The organism is Halobacillus mangrovi, from assembly GCF_002097535.1.
Classification (GTDB): Bacteria; Bacillota; Bacilli; order Bacillales; family Halobacillaceae; genus Halobacillus; species Halobacillus mangrovi_A.
The window spans coordinates 308,630-330,700 of record NZ_CP020772.1 but is presented as its reverse complement, the minus strand read 5'-3'; the positions used below and the strand labels follow the sequence as shown (position 1 = coordinate 330,700).

Here is a 22,071-nt window from a genome sequence, read left to right as displayed (position 1 = left end):
TCTTTTCTTAATCCCATCCTATTCCTCCTACTTTCCTTGTTTTTTTGAGAACGTTTTATCTCTTACTTCTACGATATCACTAAATTTTCAGAATTTATTACAAGATTCCGCACAAAAAAACCGCCCATATCGGGCGGTTTCGCACAGTTGTTTTTTTAAGTTATATCATACTTATCGATTCTTCGCTGCAAGGCATACCGGCTGATACCCAACCGTTTTCCAGCCTGTGTAATGTTCCACTTTGACTCCTGGATCGCTTTTTCAATATATTCCTTCTCGATCCGTTCCAGGTAATCTTCCAGGGAGAACTGTTCCGTAAACTCGATATCCTTGTCGTAATCCGATGGTTCAGAAGGAGCTTCAACGGGACTTAAAAAATCCAAATGGTGGGCAGACAGTTCCTTTTTTTGATGCAGGATCGCAAGCCGCTCCACCGAATTTTTCAATTCTCTTACATTACCAGGCCAGCTGTAGTTTAACAAGCGCTTTTTGGCATCTTCCTTAAGCACAGGGACTTCTTTACTCATCTGCTGGCAAAATTCATTCAGGAAGTGCTCCGTCAGGCGAATAATATCCTTGCCCCTCTTTCTGAGAGGAGACAGCTGGATCGGTACGACGTTCAATCGGTAGTAGAGATCTGAACGGAATTCCTTGTCTTGAATCATTTCTTCCAGGGAGCGGTTGGTGGCCGCGATGACTCGGACATCGACTTCAACGTCATGGACACTGCCTACCCGCTTAATCTTTTTATCCTCAAGGAAACGGAGCAGCTTCACTTGTAAATCGAGAGAAAGGTCGCCGACTTCATCCAGAAACAGCGTCCCTCCATCCGCCCATTCCATTAACCCGACCTTAGCCTCCGGGTGAACCGCGTGATTCCCTTTTTCTCTTCCGAATAATTCCACTTCGATCAAATCCGCAGGGATACTTGCACAGTTCACCGCAACAAATGGTCCCGCGTGTCGGCTGCTTTGCTGATGAATGCTTCTCGCAACAAGCTCCTTTCCAGTACCCGTCTCCCCTCGAACTAAAACGGTCGTGTTATCGCTCTCCGCTATGAGAGAGATTTTCGCCCGAAGTTCATTGATCGGGTCACTGGAACCGATCATGCGGACTGGGTTCGTTCTGCGCTCTTCTTCTCTGTATCGCTCGACTTCTTTCTCTAAATGATGCTGTTTGTTCCACTTCTCAAGCGTCACTTTAAGCTCTTCAAGCTCAAAAGGCTTCGTTAAATAATCGAATGCCCCTTCCTTCATCGCTCGAACAGCGGTTTTGGCATCCCCATAGGCCGTCAGCATAATCACAGCCATGTGAGGAAACTGCTCTTTCCAATCGAGTAAAGAATCGAGACCATTTCCATCCGGCAGACGAATATCGAGAAGCGTGATGTGGGGGTGAAATTGATCAATGATCGTCCAGCCTTCTTCCAACGTCGATGCTGTTCTCACTTCATACCCCTCATCCTCTAGAAACATCTCAAGTGTTAACCGAAGCGTCGTTTCATCATCAATGATCGCTACTTTCATCGCCATGCTCGCTCCCTCCTTCCGCTTTGGAAAAACTAATCATAAACGTGGTTCCTTTTTGCAACGTGCTTCTTACATCAATATCCCCTTTATTTTGGACCACTAACTGATGGACAATCGAGAGCCCCAAACCTGTCCCTTCTGATCGTGTCGTAAAGAAGGGATCAAAGATTTTTTCGATGGTCGCTTCATCCATTCCGACCCCTGTATCGGTAATACTTATCGTTACATCATGGGCAGAGGCTTGACTATCAATGATTAATTCCCCGCCATCCGGCATGGCGTTCAAGCCATTCATAATGATATTCAAAAGAATTTGTCTCAGCTGGTCACGGTTGACCATCATTTCAAAATCATGAACACAATGCTTGAACGTGACCTTCTTTTCTTTCGCCACATCCTTTAAAAGTAAGAGGATGGACTTGATGCTTTCGTCTGCGATGACTTTTGACTGCGGCGATTCAACGGGCCGCGCGAAATCCAGGGTGGTTGTGATCGTTTTATTCACACGATCGATGTCGATCAGCATATTTTCTGCTAAGGCTAGTTGTTTATCGCTTAAATCCAGTCGTCGAATCAATAATTCGGTGGTCGTTTTAATCCCCGCTAATGGGTTTCGGATTTCATGCGCAATACCAGAAGCCATTTCCCCCAGGGAGGCCAAGCGTGACATCCGTTCCACGCGCTGCTCCAATTTTCTTCGATTCGTGATATCTTCAAAGGTGATGACCGCTAAATCCTGTTCCGTTGTTCCAATCGCCTGATAGCTGACGGCATAAAAAGCTTTCTCATCAGAAATATGGCTTTCGATGATCTCTTCCGTCCTTTGTTTCGAACGCCGATCCACCATGTGATTTATTTTTTCCTGTAAATCATCATCCTTATGAAGGATCTCTTTTGCCGCATTATTATAAAGAAATTCGGTTCTTTCGATGACAAGAACGATCCCGACATGAACGCTGTTTAAAATCATTTCATTCAAGTGCTTTATTCGATCAATTTGCTGTTTCTGTTCATCCAGTGTGTACACCATTTCTTTTAATGAAGTGGCGAGTACGCCAATTTCATCTTTCCTTCTGGTTCCCATATCAAGACCTGTCATGGGCTCCCCTTTCGCCACCCGCTTACAAAAAGCAGCCAGATCTTTGATTGGTTTGGACAGATGATAAGCGAACAGAATGGTAAACTGAACAGCGATCACCCCTGTAAAGATACTAATGAGCAACGTGTATTTTTGTATATCCAGGAGAGAGCCAGAATAAAAAGAAAGTTCAATAGGATGGTACAGCTTCCATCCCCATTCCGGCAGGTTCTTTGTGAGGACGATTCTTTCCTGGAAGAAACCTGATTTTTCCTCTGCTAAAAGGGTGTCTAATTGATCATGCGAGACCGAATCCCCGTTGTAATAGACTTCCCCTACCTCGTTTTGAACATAAAGACCTTCCGTACCCTGAATAAGCTCGAGAACCATCGATTGCGCGGCAGATTCATCCAATTCGCCATTTTCGACCCTCTCATGTAACAGCCTCGTGTACTGATGAATGCTATGGAGCTTCTCGTTGATCGTCGTTTGCTTCAATTCCTTTTCTGACTGATAACTCGACCATAAGGAAACCGCACCGATAATCAAGCTTGGGAGCAGCACAATGAGTAAGAAGGGAATTAAAATTTTTCGTTCAATGGATTTACGCATCATGTTGTTTTCCCCCATTTAACAAAGAAAAAGAACCCAGCCATCATCAAGGAAGGAAGCACAGGGTGATACATCGTCTGCCAATCCGTCGGTATCAGCAGGAAGGCGAGTGCATAGGTCACCACTCCGCCAATGGAGGATAACAGGGCGTTCTGTTTCGGGATATTTGTAAAAAGCCCGCCATACAAAGGAAAAAACAAGGAGACCGTGATGATCCCCCAAATGTGCCCACTAAATGGAACGATTCCTTCTGGAGGGGTAAACGCGATGATCAAAGAAGAGGTTGCAAATATAAAAACCATCCACCTTGTCCACGTCACGATCCGATGATTTTCGATTCTCTTACTTCTTAATGGAAGCGTGATATCATAGACAAAGCTGCTTGCCATCAAGAGCAATTGGGAGTTGGCTGTTGAGATACAGGCCGCAACAATACTAATCAACAGGATACTTTTCCATGGGGTATGAAGAAGATAGGTAATCACATAAGGGTAAATTTCATCTGTGCTCAAGAAGGTTATATTTGGATCCAGTGCCCTCGAACCTAAACCCATGACCAAAATCGATAGATAGATGACGACAACAAAAACCAAACTGACGACGAGCATCTTTTTTGCCGTGCTTTTTGAATTAGCGGACAAAATTCGAACCGCATATTGAGGATTCGCCGCTACCCCGAGCCCAAGCGTAAAGAATGCGCTTACGAACAACCAGACAGAAAGTCCGTCCGGAGAAAGAAACGTCACCTCCTGGGCATCACCGATCCGTTCAAGGTTAAGGTTGGACATCCCTCCCACAGCCTTGAGCATTAAAAAGGCTCCTAAAACCGTCCCCAGTAAAATTAAGAAAAAATGAAATGTATCCGTTCGAGCAACGGAATGCAAGCCGCCGAACGTCGTATATAAAACAAAGATATAAATTAAACATACACTAACGGAATAAGGAATCTCCAGCATCTGGCTGATCACGATGCCAAACCCTCTAATTTGAATGACGACATACAATAAGTAGCTGACCAGTAACACAATCCCAATCCATACTTGTAACCACTTCGATTGATAACGGATACGAAAAAACTCAGGTACGGTCAAGACGCGATATGTATATAACTTTGATGCAATAACATACAATCCAATAATTCCGAGGACCCACGCTACGGCAGTGGTCCAGATCACCGACACCCCGCCCTCATAAATCAAACCTGGTAAGCCAAGGAGCGAAGCCGCACTAAACCAAGTCGCACAAAACGATGCAATACTTGGAAATGTCTTTAAGTTACGTCCGGCTAAAAAATATTCGGATAGATCATCTGTTTTATCGAATCCGTGTTTTCCCAGGATCAATATCGCGATCGTGTACAAGAGGAAAACACCTAGATAAAGCAATTCGTCCATTATGATTTGCTCCTTTATGGCTCTGTCTGACGTTAGGGTGTCCAGATATCATTATATACAAATATAGAAGCATGGACCAAATAGACCCCGGATAATAACATCACGAAGGGAAACGTAAAGCCCTCAGGCTGTGCTGAGGGCTTTTTAAAAGTACTTATTCAGTTACAAGTTGGAGCTCAACTGGAATAAAGTCTTCAACCGATTCGTCTTTTGCTACTTTACCAGCGGCGCTGATCGCTTCTTCCCCGATCAACTCAGGCTGTTGAGCGACGGTTGCGTCCATCCGGCCTTCGGATACAGCGGTACGCGCGTCATCAGTCGCATCGAAGCCGACAACGATCACGTCTTCGAGCATATTTTTCGATTCAAGCGCTTGAACCGCACCTAAAGCCATTTCATCATTATGTGCGAAAACGGCATCGATGCTGTCTGTACTCTGAAGGATATTTTCCATAACCGTCAGACCTTCCGAACGGTCGAAGTTCGCGGATTGGTTGGCTACGATTTCGATGCCGTCCTTGGAATCAACGATGTTGTGGAAGCCTTCCCCTCGTTCACGAGTGGCTGAAGCGCCTGGAATTCCTTCAAGTTCTACAACTTTTCCTTCGTCTCCTAGTTGTTCAGCGATGAATTCACCAGCCATTTCTCCACCTGCGACGTTATCAGAAGCGATGTGAGTAACAACTTCTCCTCCATCGGCTGTACGGTCAACAGTAATAACAGGAACATCTGCCTGGTTGGCGGATTCAATGGCTGAAACGATCGCAGCGGAGTCAGTGGGGTTCACAAGCAGGACGTCAATGTCTTGTTGCAGCAAATCTTCGATATCACTGACTTGCGTAGCAGGATCATTTTGAGCATCGACGGTCGTAATTTCAAAGCCTGCATCTTTTGCGGCTGCTTCGGCCCCGTCTTTTAGTGAAACAAAGAACGGGTTGTTCAACGTAGAGATGGACAATCCGATTTTCGTTGTATCATCTCCAGAAGCTTCCTCACTATCTCCGCCTCCATCACTTGACGAGCTTCCTGGTGCGTCCGTGGAGCAAGCGGCAATAAACAATACGAATACTAGAATTCCAAAAGCTTTCATCCATTTCATCATGGAAAAATTCCTCCTTAGAAATTTATATATGTCATATGTTCATAGCGAACAGTATGGCCGATTATTTAGACCTGCGATCAAGCAGAACAGCGAGTAGGATGACGCCTCCTTTAACGATTTGCTGATAGAACGAAGAAACGTTCAAGAGGTTCAATCCGTTATCCAGCACGCCGATAATGAGAGCACCGATTAAGGTCCCCACAATTCTTCCGCGCCCGCCAGCAAGGCTTGTCCCGCCAAGGACTACTGCTGCAATGGCATCCAGTTCATACATCGTTCCAGCCGTTGGCTGTGCGGAGTTCAAACGACTCGTCAAAATGATACCGGCTAACACAGAAAGCATACCGGTAAGGGAATAGACCCAGACTTTGACACGATCGGCTTTAATTCCTGATAAAATCGAGGCTTCTTCATTCCCTCCAACGGCATAGACCTGACGGCCGAACACGGTCTTGCGTAAAATGAAAAAGAGAATAAAAAATACGATAATCATTAAAATCCCAGGGAACGGAATCCCGAACACATAGCCGCGTCCGATCATTTCAAACGCAAAGCTGTCCGATAGCCCTGTGACAGGGCGTCCATCGGTATACACAAGCGTCGCACCACGGAAAATCGTCATCGTCGCTAGTGTCGCGATAAAAGGAGCGACCTTTCCTTTGGTGATGATCAGGCCATTGAATGCTCCCATGGCGAGACCAGCAAGGAGCCCAATAAGTACAGCGAGCATCGGGTCCATGCCGCTTGCGAGCATTCCGGCAGTCAGCGCACTGCCGAAAGCCAGAATGGAGCCGACGGATAAGTCAATGCCGCCAGTCAAAATGACGAAGGTCATCCCGAAGGCAATTAATGCATTAATCGATATTTGACGTAATAAGTTCAATAGATTATCAAGAGTGAAGAAATTATCACTCATGACTCCAAGGATGGCCATAATCAGAATCAGTCCGATTAAGGGGCCTAACTTGGATAGGTTGTTCATGACTAACTGCTTCATCGTTACTCTCCTCCCGTCGCAGCTTGCATAATTCTTTCTTGATTGGCTTCTTCTCTGTTAAAAATCCGGGCAACTTTTCCTTCATGGATCACCATGATGCGGTCGCTGACGCCTAACACTTCAGGGAGCTCCGATGACACCATGATGATCGCCACGCCATGTTCGGTCAGTTCATTCATAATGTGATAGATTTCTTTTTTAGCTCCGACATCGACCCCTCGAGTCGGCTCGTCTAAGATCAAGACACGCGGCTGGATCCCGAGCCATTTTGCGATAACCACCTTTTGCTGGTTTCCTCCGCTGAGTGACTTCACATCCTGCTCTCTTCCGGTCGTCCTGACGTGAAGGCGTTCGATCAACTCATCAATGAGCTTCGTTTCTTTCTGAGATGAAATCCACCCTTTATTAGAAATCGCTTTCATATTTGTCAACGCGATATTTTCACGAATCGATAAATGCAGGACGAGTCCTTCGTCTTTCCGGTCCTCCGTGATAAAACCGATGCCTGATTGGATCGCGTCGCGCGGGTGTTTGATAGAGAGAGGCTTTCCGTCGAGGAGGATGTCGCCGCTTTTCTTCTTTTTCGCCCCGAAGATCGCTTCCATGATTTCGGTTCGACCGGCTCCCATAAGTCCGGCAACTCCGAGAATTTCACCTTTGTTGACGTGAAAGTTAATATCTTCAAACCAGTCCTCTCTGGATAAGTGCTTCACCTCTAGAATTCTCTCCCCGATGGTAGTGGTTCTTGCAGGGAACCGTTCACCTAATTCACGGCCGACCATCATTTTCACAACCGCTTCAAAGTTTGTGTCGTTCACCCGTTCTGTGCCGATATACTCCCCGTCTCTCAGAACCGTAATGCGATCACAGATTTGAAAGATTTCCTCCATCCGGTGGGAGATGTAGACGATGCTGACCTTTTGTTCCCTCAGCGACTCGATCACTTTAAATAGACTTTCAATCTCTCGATCTGTCAGCGCTGCGGTCGGTTCATCCATAATGATCATTTCCGCGTTCGTAGAAATCGCTAGAGCGATCTCGATCATTTGCTGCTTCCCGACAGATAGATCGCCTGCCGTTTCATTTGGGTCGATGTTCGTGACTCCGAGTCGCTTTAAGTTATCCAGCGTTTGCTGGTACATCTCTTTTTTCTTTAAGATTCCGGTTCGTCTCAGCGTCCTTTCTTTTCCAAGAAACATATTCTCTGCCACAGTCAAATGGGGAATGATATTGAGCTCCTGGTGGATGACGACGATGCCTTCTTTTTCGGCTTGCTTTGGATTGGAAAACGTCCTTTCTTTGCCTTTCACTTCGACCTTTCCGCCGTCCTTGGCATGAATCCCTGTTAAAACCTTGATGAGCGTGGATTTCCCTGCCCCGTTTTCCCCCATTAAGGCATGGACTTCGCCTGGAAGGATGTCTAAGTTTACTTTTTTCAATACCTGGTTACCGGAAAAAGCTTTTTCGATCTCTTTCATATGTACAAACGGATGCTCAGACATGGGTTCACCTCCTCACGATTTAAAAAATTACACCAGAGTGAAGAATGATATTCGCGTAAGGCGTAACTTCGCCTGTGCGAATGATCGCTTTCGCCTGCTTGGTTTGCTCTTTCAATTCTTCATGGGATTGAAAGGAAACCTTTTCTGGTAATTGTGTTTCTACTTTTTGAAGAAGTTCAGGGTTGTGCTCCTTCACCTCACTGGCCATCGTTGCTGCTTCCACTTCCATATCCTCTAAAATAGCTGTTACTGCTTCTCTGAAAGAAGGATGTCCTTTTGTTAAGGACACATCGATGCATGGAATGTCATCGGGAATGGGAAGTCCGCAATCCGCCACTACAATTTTATCCGTATGGCCTAAGCGAGCAAGGACGGAAGCAATTTCGCGATTCAGCATGCCCTGCTTTTTCATAAGGATGACCTCCTTTCTTTCAAGAACTGTGCTACTTCGTTAAGGGTCGGCATGCCGCTCTGGGCACCTACCTGTGTAATGGAAAGCGCTGCGGCGGCGTTGGCAAACTGGACGGCTTCACTCAAAGGGAACTGACGAGCGAGCTGAGTGACTAATGCTCCATTAAAGGTGTCTCCCGCTCCCGTTGTATCTTTTACAGGAACCTCGTAGCCTGGGATGGTTTCTTGCTTTCCTTCCAGGGTGACCTCAACCCCTTCAGGTCCTTTTGTTGTCACCAATTTAGATTGGATCATAGACGCTTCAACTTCCTTGTTTAAAAGCAACGCCTCCGATTCATTTGGCGTTAAGAAAGTCGCATGGTCGAGAACATCCTGAGGTAAGGTTTGATAGGGGGCTGGATTGACGACCAATGGAATGTAATACTCTTTTGCAAGATTAGCGATGTATTCAATCGTTTCAAGCGGGATCTCAAGCTGGACGAGCAGGATATCGCTTCCTTTGATCAAGTCCTTTTGTTTTTCGACGTATTCAGGAGTCACATCGTAATTCGCTCCCGGGGCAACGATGATCCGGTTATCGTTATCACTTAGAATGATAGTCGCCGTGCCTGTGGACTGACTTTGGGACGTCTTCACTCCAGATGTATCAATGCCTTCTGCCTGCAGATGCTGAACCAGTTCGACGCCGAAAGCGTCTTTGCCGACCGCTCCAACCAAGCGGACGTCCGCCCCTAACCGTGCAGCGGCCACGGCTTGATTCGCTCCTTTACCACCCGGGTAGGTCGCGAATTGTTCTCCTAGCACGGTTTCGCCTTGATTCGGAACGACGGGAGTAGACACGGTCAAATCCATATTAATGCTCCCGATCACCGTTACCTTTGGTTTAGTTGTTGTCATGGATTTCCCTCCTGTTCCGCGTTGAGTCTCTTTCCACTAGTGTCACTTTGAATTCTTCATCTTGTTTCTCTTGTTCGATTTGTTCAATTTGGTGAATCAGCATTTCCGCTGCTCTTGCGCCAATTTTGTAAATCGGCTGAGCCATTGTCGTTAACGTTGGTGTTGTCGTTTCACCTAAGGTAATGCCGTCAAAAGCGATGATCGACAAATCCTCTGGTACTCGAATCCCGAGGGCTTCTGCGGCTTTTAACGCGCCGACACCCATCAGGTCATTGGCGACGAACAGCCCGTCAATTTCAGGATGCTTTTCTAAGAGCCGCTGCGTCGCTTGTTTGGCCTCTTCAAAATGGTACTCCCCTTGTTCTACATAGCTGTATTTGAACCAGTCTTCCTGTTTCACAGCATCCAAGTACCCGTTCAACCGCTGCTTCGCATTGCTGACGTGTTCTGGGCCAGCAATATGAGCGATCCGCTTGCAGCCTATTTCCTTTAAGTACTCAACCGCTTGAAGCGCCCCTTCCTTGTTATTGACGGTCACAGAAGACAGGTCCTTATGAAGGATACGGTCTAAAGCGATGACGGGAAGGTCAAAGTCTTTCATGTATGCACCGGACATCGTACTCGATACGACAACAATGCCGTCCAGGGACTTCTGTTTTAATGCTTCGATATAAGCGATTTCCTTTTCTGGATCATCGTCTGTATTACATAAAACAAAGGTATATTCGTGCTGCTTGGCCATATCTTCCACCGCTCTTGCAAGCTCAGGGAAGAATGGGTTCATAATGTCAGGCACAAATAAGGCGATCATTTTTGAACGTCCTTTGTACAAGCTGCGCGCGACATCATTGGGGCGATAGTTTAATTGCTGTATGGCTTTAGCCACCCGTTCTTTTGTTTCGAGATGTACATATCCATTTCCGTTTAACACACGAGAAACGGTCGCTGTTGATACTTCCGCTAACCGTGCGACGTCTTTGATTGTGGCCATAGTTTTATCGACTACCTTTATGATCTGAAATGTGTAACCCGTTACATATGGTTGTAAAAAAATAGAATTTATCATGTTTTTCGTATATGTAACCCGTTACACATAATTGTAAAGCGCTTACATAATTGTGTCAACCGTACGCTTATAAAAAGAGCCCCTCAAAGCTTCCCTTTTCCGGGAAACCTGAGGGGCTTTTCTTTTGTTCAGGCTACAATTGTCCAGTATTCCTTTACCTTGATACTCTTTACCAGGATAGCACGAATTCTTTTATTTCCTCTGCCCACAAATCTTTTAATTCTCTAATGATGTCTTTTGATAATCTACTTTCTGATGCAGCTATATTCTGGTTGAACTGCTGAACATCTTTTGCACCAGGGATAACGGTAGATACTTCTGTATAGGAAAGAATAAATTGCAGGGCTGCTTGTACCATAGAACGATCATTTCCTACAATATGACGCACTTGTTCTACTAATTTCCCTCTTCTTTCAATTTCTTCTACACTCCACCGGCTTCTGATGCCGCTGAATCTACTAGTAGCATCATACTTACCTGTCAGCCAGCCTGAATCGAGAGGAACCTTGGTAATCACTCCAACCCCTTGATTGTCCGCAGCTTTGATCGCCTCAGCTGGCTCTTGATGAAAGATATTAAACATTACCTCAATGACCTGACTATCCGTTTGATTTAATAGCTCGTACATCTCTTTCCCCGTATCCACCGAGGCTCCATATGCTCTAATCTTCCCTTGTTCTTTTAGTTTTTCCAGAACTTCAAACTGAGGACTGTCTCCATGAATCGATGAGAAGGGAGGGTTATGAAGCAGAAGACTATCAAGATAATCGGTCTGTAACCTTCGCAAACTTTCTTCTACGGAAGAAATCATTTTTTCAGGTTCGAAGGTTTGTTCCCCATTCGAAGCATGCCCGCATTTACTGCTAATGACCACCTGATCCCTTTTTCCTTTAAAAGCTTTTCCAAGAAGTTCTTCACTTTTCCCGGATCCATAGTTAGGGGCCGTATCAAAGAAATTACAGCCAGCATCCATAGCTTCACTTACGAGATGAATCGCTTCATCATCTGTCATTTTTCCCCAGTCTTTTTCATTACCTAATTGCCATGCTCCAAATCCGACCTCAGACACTTGGATTTCTGTATTTCCTAAGCTTCGTTTTTTCATTGATTATGCCCCTTTCGTCTCTCCTATTTCTCTCTCCCGATCCAGGTTCAATGGCAAATCTACTTCTTCGCAGGTTCTCACAAAAGCTATACCGTATTGACCTTTATAGTAAATGTTTACTGTTCCTTCCTCAATCGATCCAACTTCTTCCTTTTTACCCTCTAAACCTGAATGTATGTATGAGAAAAGAAGTTCACCTGTTTCATTCTGATCATACCAGCTTAGGCTTCAACGGAAATCATTTTCCGCGAACACAAAAAAGCACTGATTGTCGTCAGTACTTAATCAAAATTCTGATCCTTTCGTTTCACAGTCGTATAGGAGACAAATTCTCCCCACCCACGTCCCTTTTTATCGATCAAACCGGTGATTATAGAAACGAAGTACCACAGTCCGTTGGTGAGAATGACAGGTCCAAATCCGAACACAGCTCGCAAGATGATCTGGAAGAAGTTCGGTATCTTCCCGTTGTTGGACGTGGCCGTCAAATTCGTCAGCAGCATCCCCAGTGTCCTTCCGTTTGCGAACAGTGGAATAGCGAGTAAGAAAGAGATGTGAGTGCTGATGAAAGCTCTCCAAAAAATCGGATTCGGCTCATATCCCCGGCCGGTGTCGTTCCATTCTGTGTATAAGGCGGCAATCAAGCCGGCGACAATGAGTTCGAGTCCGACGGCAATGAGTCGTTGCAACAAGTTCTTTTCATATATGGTAATCCCCCCCCTTCCCTGTCCTATATTCTATGGGTGTTTGACAGGAAAGGTTCTGGAAGTACCTGATGCTACCGTGCACATCCTTTAACTTAGCACAGATCAGGCACTTTCCAAAAACTAGAGGATTCGTTCCCTTGAACTTTTCGTGTTATACTATTATGATATATTTTGGTTGAAATCCATCCTAAATGGTAATGGATAAGACAAAAACATTTTTACTTTTTAATTTTGGGAACATGGTTTCCCTTAAGGAAAGGGTTCAGATATATTATGAAAGAAAATTTTTGGCATGAGTTGCCGAAACCGTTTTTTGTTCTGGCACCGATGGAAGCCGTGACGGATGTCGTATTCCGCCATGTCGTGGCTGAAGCAGGCAGACCTGACGTGTTCTTTACAGAGTTTACGAATACGGAAAGCTACTGCCATCCGAAAGGAAAAGACAGCGTACGCGGGCGTCTGACGTTCACGGAAGATGAACAGCCGATCGTTGCCCATATTTGGGGAGATAAACCCGAATACTTCAGGCAAATGAGTATCGGTATGGCCGAAATGGGATATCGCGGTATAGATATCAATATGGGCTGCCCCGCGCAGAATGTCGCCACGAAAGGGAAAGGTTGCGGGCTGATCCGCCGTCCGGATGTCGCAGCGGAAATCATCCAGGCTGCCAAAGCGGGAGGACTGCCTGTAAGCGTAAAGACCCGTCTCGGTTACACGGAAGTGGACGAGTGGCACGACTGGCTGAGACACCTTCTGGAACAGGATATTGTCAATCTGTCCATCCACCTTCGTACGAAAAAGGAAATGAGTAACGTCGATGCTCACTGGGAGCTGATTCCGGAGATCAAGAAGCTTCGTGACGAAGTGGCCCCTGATACGCTTCTGACGATCAACGGAGATATTCCTGACCGTCAGAAGGGTCTAGAACTCGTGGAAAAATACGGCGTAGATGGCGTCATGATCGGACGCGGGGTCTTCCATAACCCGTTCTGCTTCGAAACAGAGAAGAAAGAGCATACGAGTGAAGAACTGCTTGATCTTCTTCGCCTGCAGCTCGATCTTCATGATAAGTATTCTGAAGAACTGGAGCCTCGTCTCTTCAAGCCGCTGCGCCGCTTTTTCAAGATTTACGTCCGCGGATTCCGTGGAGCGAGTGAGCTGAGAAATCAGCTGATGAACACACACTCCACCGATGAAGTGCGTGCGCTGCTTGATGAGTTTATGGAGAAAGATGGAGTGAAGGAAGAGGAAAGTTTTTCTGTTTCTTAAAGAAGTTGAATCATTTTAGATTTAAAGGAGAGGATAGCCGTCGTGCTATACTCTCTTTTTTATGAATAGGCTTTTTCCAAAAACGACCTTACTTCACTGGTAAAGAGCAAAAAATAAAAAAGCATCCGTGTCGATGCTTTTTTTAATTCTTTTTCATCACGCGTTTCACTAAGAAGAAAATACTTACAATGACAAATAAGAATATAAGAATACCAATGGGGCTGACTGTTAGCAAAAAAACTCCTCCTTAAAAGGCATATAGCGTAAACGTTCCGGTAGTCGTCGTGATTTTAGAATATGCATTCGTATGAGTATAGAGTACTCCTACAGCGCCGTATTTCCTCGTTTCATCCGTGCTCCAGGATGTCCTTGCGTCGTTGGATGAACTAACGATGGACCCCTTATAAACGATCCCTACGTACGTGCCTGAACTTCCAACCAATCCGTAGGCGGTATTGGTGATGACATTCTTTATTTCTCTCACTTTACTGCTGCCTCTGTAGATTTTAGACTTTACGTTCCCTCTGTAAGAGTGGGTAAAAATGTTGATGTCGGAATATATTCTTCCGTAAAAATTTAGAGATACACCATTGGAAGATTTATATCTATCAAAAGACTTACTATTGGATCCTGTGAATGTGAAGGATTCATCAGGTGAATCTAAACTTTCCATATACGAAGGCGTGGAGGAGGTGATAGGTATGGTGGCATAGGCTCTTATGAACTCGGCATCTTCTGGAGAGAAAGGTTCATGTAAGTCATAGGAAGCATCGATTTCTGAGAATCGTTCCTGAATTTCTCTTTCGCTTAGCTTTTTGTTCTTATCAAACGTTGTTTGTTGGGGCTCTATAGGCTTTATTGGAGACTGAATGGGTTTCTCTAATAAGATTTTATGCGATTCCTCAGCACTTGCAATCCCGGAAAACGAAAAAATAAAAAAGCATAAGAGAGCATAACCAATGACTACCAAACCAATCGTTTCAGATCGCTTCATAAGCATCCTTCTCCTTACCCTATTTTGTTGTAAAAAAAGAATACCACCAGAAAATGAAGGGGTCTATAGGTTTCTTAAACAAAGCTATTATTCTACAAAACTTCCCTTGATAGATTATGAGAGAGGGCTACATACCGACAAAACAAGCGGTACGATCAACACTAGAAATTATTTCACTTGGATAAATGATCAATTCAAAAGAACCTCTTCTTTGTGTATTTTTTTTAAAAATAAAATAAGGCAGCCTCCGTTAAAGGCTGCCTTTTCAATAATTACCAAGTCCATCCATAAGCTTTTACTTCTATATTTTCAACTTTTTCGGCTACATCACGAGGGATCTCAGGATAGTTAAGTTCAAACCCAGCTTCGCTTCCTGAATTTACTCCTACATCCACTGAGCCATTTAAAACCCCTAATAACTTTCCATCTTTATCAAACAATGCTGCTGCAAGCTGAATATCATCTTGTTTTTCTCCAGTGGTATTTTTAACAAGACCAGTTACTTTATAAGGATTGGAATATTCGTCACCTATAGTCCCTTTAATTCCTGAGGTTTCTAATAAATTAGGTGATTGATCCGTTTTATCAAAACCAAAGTTATACGTAGTTTCTCCATAACTTTCGGCATCACTGATTCCCTCTAGAATTGTACTTTCTGAAATAAAAGCTGTTTCACCAGGACCTACTACACTAGGAACCGCATAGATCATCGGTGCAGTCCCTAATACTTCCCCATCCTTACCTTTGAAGTTCATTTGGGTTTCATTAATTTCAACAGGGATATCACCTGTATTTTCAAAAACTGCAGATGAGTGAACCCATACTGTATCAATGGAGTCTTTCCACGCTCCGCCAGTACTCTGGACAATCTCTAACTTGGCTTCAGACTCTTCTTTTGTTTCTTCTTTTTCCTTTGTGTTTTCATCATTATTTGCACTAGCATTAGCATTCGTATCTCCAGCCATCTCTCCATTTGAACATGCAGTTAAAAACATAATAAATACCAATGAAAACAAAAGTATAATTTTTCTCATTTTATTATCCCCTTATTTAGGCTGCCATTTTTTCAGTTTTTGGCTTTCTAATAATCCCCATTAAACCTGCTGGAATAAGTAATAAGGCTGGTACTACTCCAAATAAACTAATTGAAACAAGTATAGCTACACCACTAATCAACATGATCCAGCCACCTAGCTTTGCTTTAAACTTCACAATAATGGCCCCAATGATAGCAGTAGCACTAAAAAGAAAGGCACTACTACCTAATCCACTAAGTTCACTGGACCCATTAAGTGCTTCGTCTAGTGAACCTACGAATAATGCAAAGAAAGCCCCTCCAAATCCTATAAGCCCGCCAAGAATACCTAAAACCATTTCCGTCGTTCTACTCAACAGAATCCCCCCTAATCTGTTATTTATTACCTGTAAATAATATACCATGTTTTTATCAAAAACAGTATATTAGTAACCGTATATATTTAATTTTTACCAATTAAATGATACAAAAATGACACAATTTCCTCCGTTTACATCAGAAAATGGTGGTATAATAAAAGTGTAAAGAAGATAACAAAAAAACATAAACAACTTAGGTGGCTCAACCATCACGAGTTCGTTTCCAAACGAACCAAAACGCCTGCCAATTAAGGAATTGAAATCCTGTTAAAGGATGGAAGCCAACTTTTTAAATTGTCAAGTGCTCGAGTAGATTTACAGATCGTAGGCGATTAGAGAGCTTTGTACGATGATGCCCTCCAGTCGGCTCAGATCAAGGTTGAGTAGTCTAACAAAGGAACCACCCTAGAAGGTGCTTCATCTCTTCTCTAACCTAAAGAAGAAATGGAGGGAAATTGGACTTAACAGGAGAAGGAAACGGATTCTCAAAGGAATTGTCCTTCAAGAAAGTCTGAAATTCAAAGTGTGTAGAATCAAGGATGATTCTTACATGGTTGGGTCACCTAAGTTGTTTATCTTAGCCCTCTCACTTTCCTTAGTGACAGGGCTTTTTATTTTGTCATTCACTTGGTAATTTGGATGATCCTATCATTATAGAATCGTTCCAGATCAAAGCATAGGATGTATCACTTAAAAAAGCCCCTCAAGGTCTTCCTTTTTCGGGAAACCTGAGGGGCTTTCGATTGTTTAGACTTCGACTGTCCAGTTATACGTATCTTCTTTTCTTCCGCGCTGAATGCCTGTAATCGTGTCATATAGCTTCTGAGAAAGCGGGCCAATATCGTGATTGTTGATCACGATTTGCTTGCCGTTCCAATTGAACGTGCCGACTGGTGAAATGACTGCGGCTGTTCCTGTACCGAACGCTTCTTCAAGCTTGCCGTCTTCATACGCTTGATAGACTTCTTCGATCGTAATTCTCCGCTCTGTCACCGGTATGTCCCACTCATTAAGCACTTCAAGGATCGAAGTTCTTGTGATTCCTCTTAGGATACTTCCGCTCAAAGCCGGAGTGACAACTTCACCGTCAATTTTGAAGAAGATGTTCATGCTGCCGACTTCCTCGATATAGCGCTTTTCGATGCCATCAAGCCAAAGTACATCATTGTTTCCGGTCTGGCTCGCTTTCGCCTGTGCCTGGTAGCCGGACGAATAGTTGCCAGCTGTTTTTGCCATGCCGGTTCCGCCTTTCACCGCGCGGGTGAACTTCTCTTCGACGTTGATTGTTACAGGGTGAATGCCACCTGAGAAGTAAGGTCCTACAGGTGATAGGATGATCATAAACGTATACCTTTTTGAAGGGGATACGGCTAGATTCGGCTCGGTTGCGATGATGAATGGACGAATGTAAAGAGACGTCCCTTCAAACGAAGGTACCCAGTCCTTTTCAACTTTTAAAAGCTCCTTCAAATAGCCCATCACTTCGTCTTCATCAATCGGAGGAATGCTCAAACGATCGCTCGACTGGTTGAGACGCTCAAAGTTTTTCTCAGGACGGAACAAAAGAATACGATCATCATCGGTACGATACGCCTTCAAGCCTTCGAATACGGTTTGGCCGTAGTGGAAGATCATCGCGGCTGGATCGAGCGTCAGAGGCTCATATGGGGCGATGCGAGGCTCGTGCCACCCTTTCCCTTCTTCATAGTCCATTAAGAACATGTGGTCCGTGAACGTGCGCCCAAAAGGAATCTCTTTCGTTTTCGGCTTTTCTTTTTTATGGTTGTTTTCGATAAAAGTTAGAGATTTATTCATAGCGGTGGCTCCTTCTTAGATAGTTTAGTGGGTTACGTCCACCCTTTAAACGAACAAAGGATGGAGATATTGTTATATATTTTACGGGTTACGAAAGGACTTTTAAAGCCCTTCGTACAAACTTTTAGAAAATTATCAAATAAAGCAGAAAAATAACAAACACACCTCAGGTCATCCAGATTCTGGATGACCTGAGGTGGAAATAAAAGGGAATTACAGAATTCCAATTGTGTTCAGTAAGATAACAACGGCTACGGCGATGACTGGGATTAATAGTGCTACAACAAATATGTCGCGGTAGCTGTCTTTGTGGGTCATGCCGGTGATCGCAAACAAGGTAAGGACGGCACCGTTGTGCGGCAGCACATCCAGTCCACCTGAGGATAGGGAAGCAACACGGTGGAAAGCTTCTGGACTAATGCCAGACGTCTGCGCGATCTCGTAGTACTTCGAACCGAGAGCTTCAAGCGCAATCCCTAATCCACCGGAAGCTGAACCCGTCGCACCAGCCAGCACGTTAACGGCGATCGCTTCTGAGATCAGCGGATTTCCTTTGATGCCGACCAACAATTCTGTCAGTCGCTCAAAGCCTGGCACCTCACGGACGACGGTACCGAAACCAACGGCGGCACTCGTGTTGATGATCGCGATGACGGATCCGCTAGCCCCTTTGTTAATGGAGGTGACGAATCCTTTGATTAATGTAATGTTCAAGAGCATGATCAATACAATACCAGCAATCAAGGCGGTTACGACATCCCACGCCAGTAAGTTCAATGTCAGTAGGACGGTAAGCAATGGCAGAATCGACAGGATAAAATTCGGCTGCCGGTCGACTTGATTGACCATTTTCTTATCATTCGGTTCAACAAAGGTTTCCCCTTTTTGCTTCAGCTCTTTCTCTCTATAACGTAAATATAAATATCCCCCAACGGCCATGATGATCGCTGCGATGATCCCCATCACAGGTGCAGCAGTCGCTGTTGTTTTAAAATACTCCATCGGGATCAGGTTCTGGATTTGCGGCGTTCCAGGCAGTGCAGTCATCGTAAAAGTAAACGCCCCAAGACCGATGGTTGCTGGAATCAGCTTACGGCTGATATCCGCTTCACGGAACAGCGATAAAGCAAGTGGATAAACCGCAAAGACAACGACGAACAAGCTGACGCCGCCATACGTCAGTACGGCAGCGGAGACAAGCACTCCGAGAATCGCGCGTTTGGTGCCGATGACTTTTGTGAAAGCGACGGCGACCGAACGGGCCATGCCCGTGTCCTCCATTAATTTTCCGAAAATGGCTCCGAGCATGAACACCGGGAACCAGGATTTAGCAAAGTCGACAAAACCGCTCATGTACGTATCTTTGTACGCATCAAGCAGGTCCAGTCCGCCGGTGACGGCGACCACCCCGGCGGCGATCGGCGCCACCCAGATGATCGACCATCCCATATAGGCGAGCGCCATCAGGACGACGAGACCAAGTAATATTCCTAACATATGTGATCCTCCTTCGAATTATAGGGCTTCGACGACCATGGCGATGCCCTGGCCTCCGCCGATACAAAGCGACGCAACGCCATACTTCTGATTGCGTCGTTTCAGTTCTTTGACTAACGTGTAAAGCACTCTCGTTCCGCTCGCGCCGACCGGGTGGCCGAGTGCAATCGCTCCACCGTTGACGTTCACTTTCTCACGCGGAAGACCAAGTTCTTTTTCCACAGCTAAATACTGGGCAGCGAACGCTTCGTTCACTTCAACAAGATCCATATCGTCTAACGTAAGCTCCGCTTTTTCCAGGGCGTGGCGGATTGCCGGGACAGGACCGATGCCCATCACATTCGGATCAACGCCTGCAACGGACCAGGAAACGATTTTCGCTAGTGGCTGCTTGTTGTGAGCTTTTACAAAATTCTCACTCGCAACGACGACAGCTCCAGCGCCATCATTGATGCCGCTCGCGTTTCCTCCCGTCACGGTTCCGTCTTTTTTGAACGCTGGCTTCAACTTCGCAAGCCCTCCTGGGTTCGTATCCGGACGGATGTGTTCATCTTGATCCACGACCGTTGTGCCTTTACGTGTTTTAACTTCCACCGGAGCGATTTCATCATCAAACCTCCCAGACTCGCGAGCGTCTGCCGCGCGCTGGTGACTGAGAGTTGCAAATTCGTCCTGACTCTCACGGGAAATCTCGTACTTCTCTGCTAGATTTTCACCCGTAACGCCCATACCGGCACCGATATATTCATCAGTCAGCGCAGCCCATAGGGTATCGTCTACTTTCGGTGTGCCAAGTTTTGTTCCAAAACGGCTGCCTCTTAATGCGTAAGGAGCTAGACTCATGCTATCGACACCGCCGGCCAGCGCGAGTTCTCCTTCTCCCAGCTGAATCGACTGCGCAGCTGATACAACAGACTGCAGACCGGATCCGCACAGACGGTTAACGGCGAGAGCCGGACTTGTGATTGGCAGTCCTGTATTCAAAGCAATATGCCTCGCTAAGTAAGGAGCATTCTGAGCGGAATGAATCACATTACCCATCACGGAAAAATCGATTTGCTCCGCTTCCACACCACTTCGTTCGATCGCTGCTTTACTTGACGTCACGCCGAGCGTTGTGGGGTCGACATCTTTCAAGGAACCTCCGAAACTTCCAAACGGGGTACGAGCACCTTCTAATAGATACACAGGTTTCATAGATTTTCTTCCTTTCTATTATTGAGTCGTGTAGCCTCCGTCGATGACAACCGCCTGACCGGTGACTCCTTTGGCCTGATTACTGGCAAGGAACAACGTGTAGTCAGCGATTTCCTGAACGGACAAGAGACGTTTTTGCGGGACTAATGGATAAATGACTTCCTCTAACACTTTTTCTAACGATACATCTCGGTTCTTCGCCAGGTCCTCCAGCTGGTTGCGGACGAGCGGCGTATCGACATAACCAGGGCAAACTGCGTTGACCGTAATGCCGTCTTCCGCTCCTTCGAGTGCTGTTACCTTCGTCAGGCCGATTACCCCGTGTTTCGCACTATTGTAGGCAGACTTTCCAGCGAATCCGATCAAACCGTTGATCGATGCCATATTAATGATCCGGCCGAAGCCTTGTTTTTTCATAATCGGGAACACATGCTTCGTTGCCATAAACGGTGCGACAAGCATGATCTTTGTGATCAGCTCGAATTTCTCCGTCGGAAATTCTTCAATAGAAGCGACATGCTGGAGACCGGCATTGTTGATCAAAACGTCTAGGCGTCCGTATTTTTCAACGGTTTGATCGATGGCGTTTTGAATCTGCTCCTCTTTGGTTACGTCACAGACGAGGCCCATGCAGTCGTAGCCTTCACCCTTCAGCTGATCTGCCGCTTCCTTTACTTTTTCTTCGTTAATATCTGAAAGAGCGACCTTCGCGCCTTGCTTTGCGAATGCTGACCCGATCTCATAGCCGATGCCGCTCGCTGCTCCTGTAATAAAAACCACTTTATTTTCTACCATCAAACATTCACCTTTCTACTTAGAAATCTCCATTAAATCTGGACTGACGATTAATTCCGCTTCTGTTGATTCTTTGATTTCTTCTACGGTCCAGCCTTCAACAACTTCAACTAAGACAAGGCCTTCTTCTGTCACATCGATTACCGCACGGTCTGTGATGATTCGGTCAACGACGCCTTTGCCTGTCAGAGGCAGACTGCATTCATTTAAGATTTTCGGATCGCCGTATTTATTGACGTGGTCCATGATGATGACGATTTTCTTCGCCCCGTGGACGATATCCATCGCCCCGCCCATGCCTTTGATCATTTTTCCTGGAATCATCCAGTTCGCGAGGTCTCCGTTTTTCGCGACTTCCATGCCGCCTAGAATCGCAAGGTCCAAATGCTCGCCGCGAATCATCGCAAACGACTCGGCACTGCTGCAGTAGGAAGCGCTGATTGACGCTGTAACCGTTTCTTTTCCTGCGTTGATCAAGTCCGGATCGACTTCTTCTTCATAAGGTGAGCGGCCGATACCTAAGAGTCCATTTTCCGATTGAAGCACTACTTCTTTTTCCGGGTCGATGTAATTCGCGACCATTGTCGGCATGCCGATCCCCAGGTTTACATAGTAACCGCTTTCAATTTCTTTTTCCGCTCGTTTTGCGATCAGTTCTCTGACCGCTGCTCTGTCCATTTTTACTGCCATATCTAATTACCTCCTG

Annotated in this window: 20 protein-coding genes; 1 reads left to right on the top strand and 19 read right to left on the bottom strand. The window is 45.5% G+C overall.

Going from position 1 to position 22,071, the window contains the following annotated elements:
• Positions 1-155: 155 nt before the first annotated feature.
• The 11 genes from HM131_RS01820 to HM131_RS01770 all read right to left on the bottom strand — a co-directional run bounded on the left by HM131_RS01820 (position 156) and on the right by HM131_RS01770 (position 12,382).
• Complete coding sequence (locus HM131_RS01820; protein ID WP_085027371.1) at positions 156-1,532, bottom strand: sigma-54-dependent transcriptional regulator; 1,377 nt, start codon at positions 1,530-1,532, stop codon at positions 156-158.
• Positions 1,507-3,222, bottom strand: coding sequence for a sensor histidine kinase (locus HM131_RS01815; protein ID WP_198162700.1), 1,716 nt, complete (start codon positions 3,220-3,222; stop codon positions 1,507-1,509). Before HM131_RS01815 ends, HM131_RS01820 begins: the two co-directional genes overlap by 26 nt.
• Positions 3,219-4,613, bottom strand: coding sequence for a sodium:solute symporter family protein (locus tag HM131_RS01810; protein WP_085027367.1), 1,395 nt, complete (start codon positions 4,611-4,613; stop codon positions 3,219-3,221). Before HM131_RS01810 ends, HM131_RS01815 begins: the two co-directional genes overlap by 4 nt.
• Positions 4,614-4,767: 154 nt before the next feature.
• Complete coding sequence (gene rbsB, locus HM131_RS01805) at positions 4,768-5,715, bottom strand: ribose ABC transporter substrate-binding protein RbsB (protein WP_085027365.1); 948 nt, start codon at positions 5,713-5,715, stop codon at positions 4,768-4,770.
• A gap of 61 nt (positions 5,716-5,776) precedes the next feature.
• The gene (locus tag HM131_RS01800; protein WP_085027363.1) at positions 5,777-6,712 is read right to left on the bottom strand and encodes an ABC transporter permease subunit; all 936 of its coding nucleotides are present in this window, start codon (positions 6,710-6,712) and stop codon (positions 5,777-5,779) included.
• Between the two features lie 2 nt (positions 6,713-6,714).
• The gene (locus HM131_RS01795) at positions 6,715-8,214 is read right to left on the bottom strand and encodes a sugar ABC transporter ATP-binding protein (protein WP_085027361.1); all 1,500 of its coding nucleotides are present in this window, start codon (positions 8,212-8,214) and stop codon (positions 6,715-6,717) included.
• Positions 8,215-8,233: 19 nt separating this feature from the next.
• Positions 8,234-8,626, bottom strand: a complete 393-nt coding sequence (gene rbsD, locus HM131_RS01790) for a D-ribose pyranase (protein WP_085027359.1) — start codon at positions 8,624-8,626, stop codon at positions 8,234-8,236.
• Complete coding sequence (gene rbsK, locus HM131_RS01785) at positions 8,623-9,522, bottom strand: ribokinase (protein ID WP_085027357.1); 900 nt, start codon at positions 9,520-9,522, stop codon at positions 8,623-8,625. The genes rbsD and rbsK overlap by 4 nt, the downstream gene beginning before the upstream one ends.
• Positions 9,509-10,513 carry a LacI family DNA-binding transcriptional regulator gene (locus HM131_RS01780; RefSeq protein WP_085027355.1) on the bottom strand — a complete coding sequence of 335 codons (1,005 nt, stop codon included), beginning with the start codon at positions 10,511-10,513 and terminating at the stop codon, positions 9,509-9,511. The genes rbsK and HM131_RS01780 overlap by 14 nt, the downstream gene beginning before the upstream one ends.
• Before the next feature lie 244 nt (positions 10,514-10,757).
• Positions 10,758-11,693, bottom strand: a complete 936-nt coding sequence (locus tag HM131_RS01775; RefSeq protein WP_085027353.1) for an aldo/keto reductase — start codon at positions 11,691-11,693, stop codon at positions 10,758-10,760.
• A gap of 281 nt (positions 11,694-11,974) precedes the next feature.
• On the bottom strand, positions 11,975-12,382 hold the full coding sequence (locus HM131_RS01770; RefSeq protein WP_198162699.1) for an RDD family protein: 408 nt from the start codon (positions 12,380-12,382) through the stop codon (positions 11,975-11,977).
• Between the two features lie 291 nt (positions 12,383-12,673).
• On the opposite strand from HM131_RS01770, the gene HM131_RS01765 reads away from it, so the two are divergent.
• The gene (locus HM131_RS01765; protein WP_085027349.1) at positions 12,674-13,672 is read left to right on the top strand and encodes a tRNA dihydrouridine synthase; all 999 of its coding nucleotides are present in this window, start codon (positions 12,674-12,676) and stop codon (positions 13,670-13,672) included.
• 247 nt (positions 13,673-13,919) lie between these two features.
• On the opposite strand, the gene HM131_RS01760 is transcribed toward HM131_RS01765, so the two are convergent.
• The 8 genes from HM131_RS01760 to HM131_RS01725 all read right to left on the bottom strand — a co-directional run bounded on the left by HM131_RS01760 (position 13,920) and on the right by HM131_RS01725 (position 22,055).
• Positions 13,920-14,666: a hypothetical protein gene (locus HM131_RS01760; RefSeq protein ID WP_085027346.1), complete on the bottom strand. Its 747-nt coding sequence runs from the start codon at positions 14,664-14,666 to the stop codon at positions 13,920-13,922.
• A gap of 272 nt (positions 14,667-14,938) precedes the next feature.
• Positions 14,939-15,700, bottom strand: coding sequence for an FxLYD domain-containing protein (locus tag HM131_RS01755; RefSeq protein WP_085027344.1), 762 nt, complete (start codon positions 15,698-15,700; stop codon positions 14,939-14,941).
• Positions 15,701-15,716: 16 nt separating this feature from the next.
• A complete protein-coding gene (locus HM131_RS01750; RefSeq protein WP_085027341.1) occupies positions 15,717-16,058 on the bottom strand; it encodes a hypothetical protein in 342 nt (113 codons plus the stop codon).
• A gap of 750 nt (positions 16,059-16,808) precedes the next feature.
• Complete coding sequence (locus HM131_RS01745) at positions 16,809-17,876, bottom strand: branched-chain amino acid aminotransferase (RefSeq protein WP_085027339.1); 1,068 nt, start codon at positions 17,874-17,876, stop codon at positions 16,809-16,811.
• A 213-nt stretch (positions 17,877-18,089) separates the two neighbouring features.
• Positions 18,090-19,373, bottom strand: a complete 1,284-nt coding sequence (locus tag HM131_RS01740) for a GntP family permease (RefSeq protein ID WP_085027337.1) — start codon at positions 19,371-19,373, stop codon at positions 18,090-18,092.
• Positions 19,374-19,391: 18 nt separating this feature from the next.
• Positions 19,392-20,570, bottom strand: coding sequence for an acetyl-CoA C-acetyltransferase (locus HM131_RS01735; protein ID WP_085027335.1), 1,179 nt, complete (start codon positions 20,568-20,570; stop codon positions 19,392-19,394).
• Positions 20,571-20,588: 18 nt separating this feature from the next.
• Positions 20,589-21,365, bottom strand: coding sequence for a 3-hydroxybutyrate dehydrogenase (locus HM131_RS01730; protein WP_085027333.1), 777 nt, complete (start codon positions 21,363-21,365; stop codon positions 20,589-20,591).
• A gap of 15 nt (positions 21,366-21,380) precedes the next feature.
• Positions 21,381-22,055 carry a 3-oxoacid CoA-transferase subunit B gene (locus HM131_RS01725; RefSeq protein ID WP_085027330.1) on the bottom strand — a complete coding sequence of 225 codons (675 nt, stop codon included), beginning with the start codon at positions 22,053-22,055 and terminating at the stop codon, positions 21,381-21,383.
• Positions 22,056-22,071 lie beyond the last annotated feature (16 nt).

Excerpts from the sequence above, each read along its gene's own strand:
- HM131_RS01820 (WP_085027371.1), bottom strand. The coding sequence starts at position 1,532 with ATGGCGATGAAAGTAGCGATCATTGATGATGAAACGACGCTTCGGTTA.
- HM131_RS01765 (WP_085027349.1), top strand. The coding sequence starts at position 12,674 with ATGAAAGAAAATTTTTGGCATGAGTTGCCGAAACCGTTTTTTGTTCTG.
- HM131_RS01800 (WP_085027363.1), bottom strand. The coding sequence starts at position 6,712 with ATGAAGCAGTTAGTCATGAACAACCTATCCAAGTTAGGCCCCTTAATC.
- HM131_RS01780 (WP_085027355.1), bottom strand. The coding sequence starts at position 10,513 with ATGGCCACAATCAAAGACGTCGCACGGTTAGCGGAAGTATCAACAGCG.
- HM131_RS01755 (WP_085027344.1), bottom strand. The coding sequence starts at position 15,700 with ATGAGAAAAATTATACTTTTGTTTTCATTGGTATTTATTATGTTTTTA.
- rbsD (WP_085027359.1), bottom strand. The coding sequence starts at position 8,626 with ATGAAAAAGCAGGGCATGCTGAATCGCGAAATTGCTTCCGTCCTTGCT.
- HM131_RS01735 (WP_085027335.1), bottom strand. The coding sequence starts at position 20,570 with ATGAAACCTGTGTATCTATTAGAAGGTGCTCGTACCCCGTTTGGAAGT.
- HM131_RS01760 (WP_085027346.1), bottom strand. The coding sequence starts at position 14,666 with ATGAAGCGATCTGAAACGATTGGTTTGGTAGTCATTGGTTATGCTCTC.
- rbsK (WP_085027357.1), bottom strand. The coding sequence starts at position 9,522 with ATGACAACAACTAAACCAAAGGTAACGGTGATCGGGAGCATTAATATG.
- HM131_RS01810 (WP_085027367.1), bottom strand. The coding sequence starts at position 4,613 with ATGGACGAATTGCTTTATCTAGGTGTTTTCCTCTTGTACACGATCGCG.
- rbsB (WP_085027365.1), bottom strand. The coding sequence starts at position 5,715 with ATGATGAAATGGATGAAAGCTTTTGGAATTCTAGTATTCGTATTGTTT.
- HM131_RS01775 (WP_085027353.1), bottom strand. The coding sequence starts at position 11,693 with ATGAAAAAACGAAGCTTAGGAAATACAGAAATCCAAGTGTCTGAGGTC.
- HM131_RS01725 (WP_085027330.1), bottom strand. The coding sequence starts at position 22,055 with ATGGCAGTAAAAATGGACAGAGCAGCGGTCAGAGAACTGATCGCAAAA.
- HM131_RS01745 (WP_085027339.1), bottom strand. The coding sequence starts at position 17,876 with ATGAATAAATCTCTAACTTTTATCGAAAACAACCATAAAAAAGAAAAG.
- HM131_RS01740 (WP_085027337.1), bottom strand. The coding sequence starts at position 19,373 with ATGTTAGGAATATTACTTGGTCTCGTCGTCCTGATGGCGCTCGCCTAT.
- HM131_RS01815 (WP_198162700.1), bottom strand. The coding sequence starts at position 3,222 with ATGATGCGTAAATCCATTGAACGAAAAATTTTAATTCCCTTCTTACTC.
- HM131_RS01730 (WP_085027333.1), bottom strand. The coding sequence starts at position 21,365 with ATGGTAGAAAATAAAGTGGTTTTTATTACAGGAGCAGCGAGCGGCATC.
- HM131_RS01795 (WP_085027361.1), bottom strand. The coding sequence starts at position 8,214 with ATGTCTGAGCATCCGTTTGTACATATGAAAGAGATCGAAAAAGCTTTT.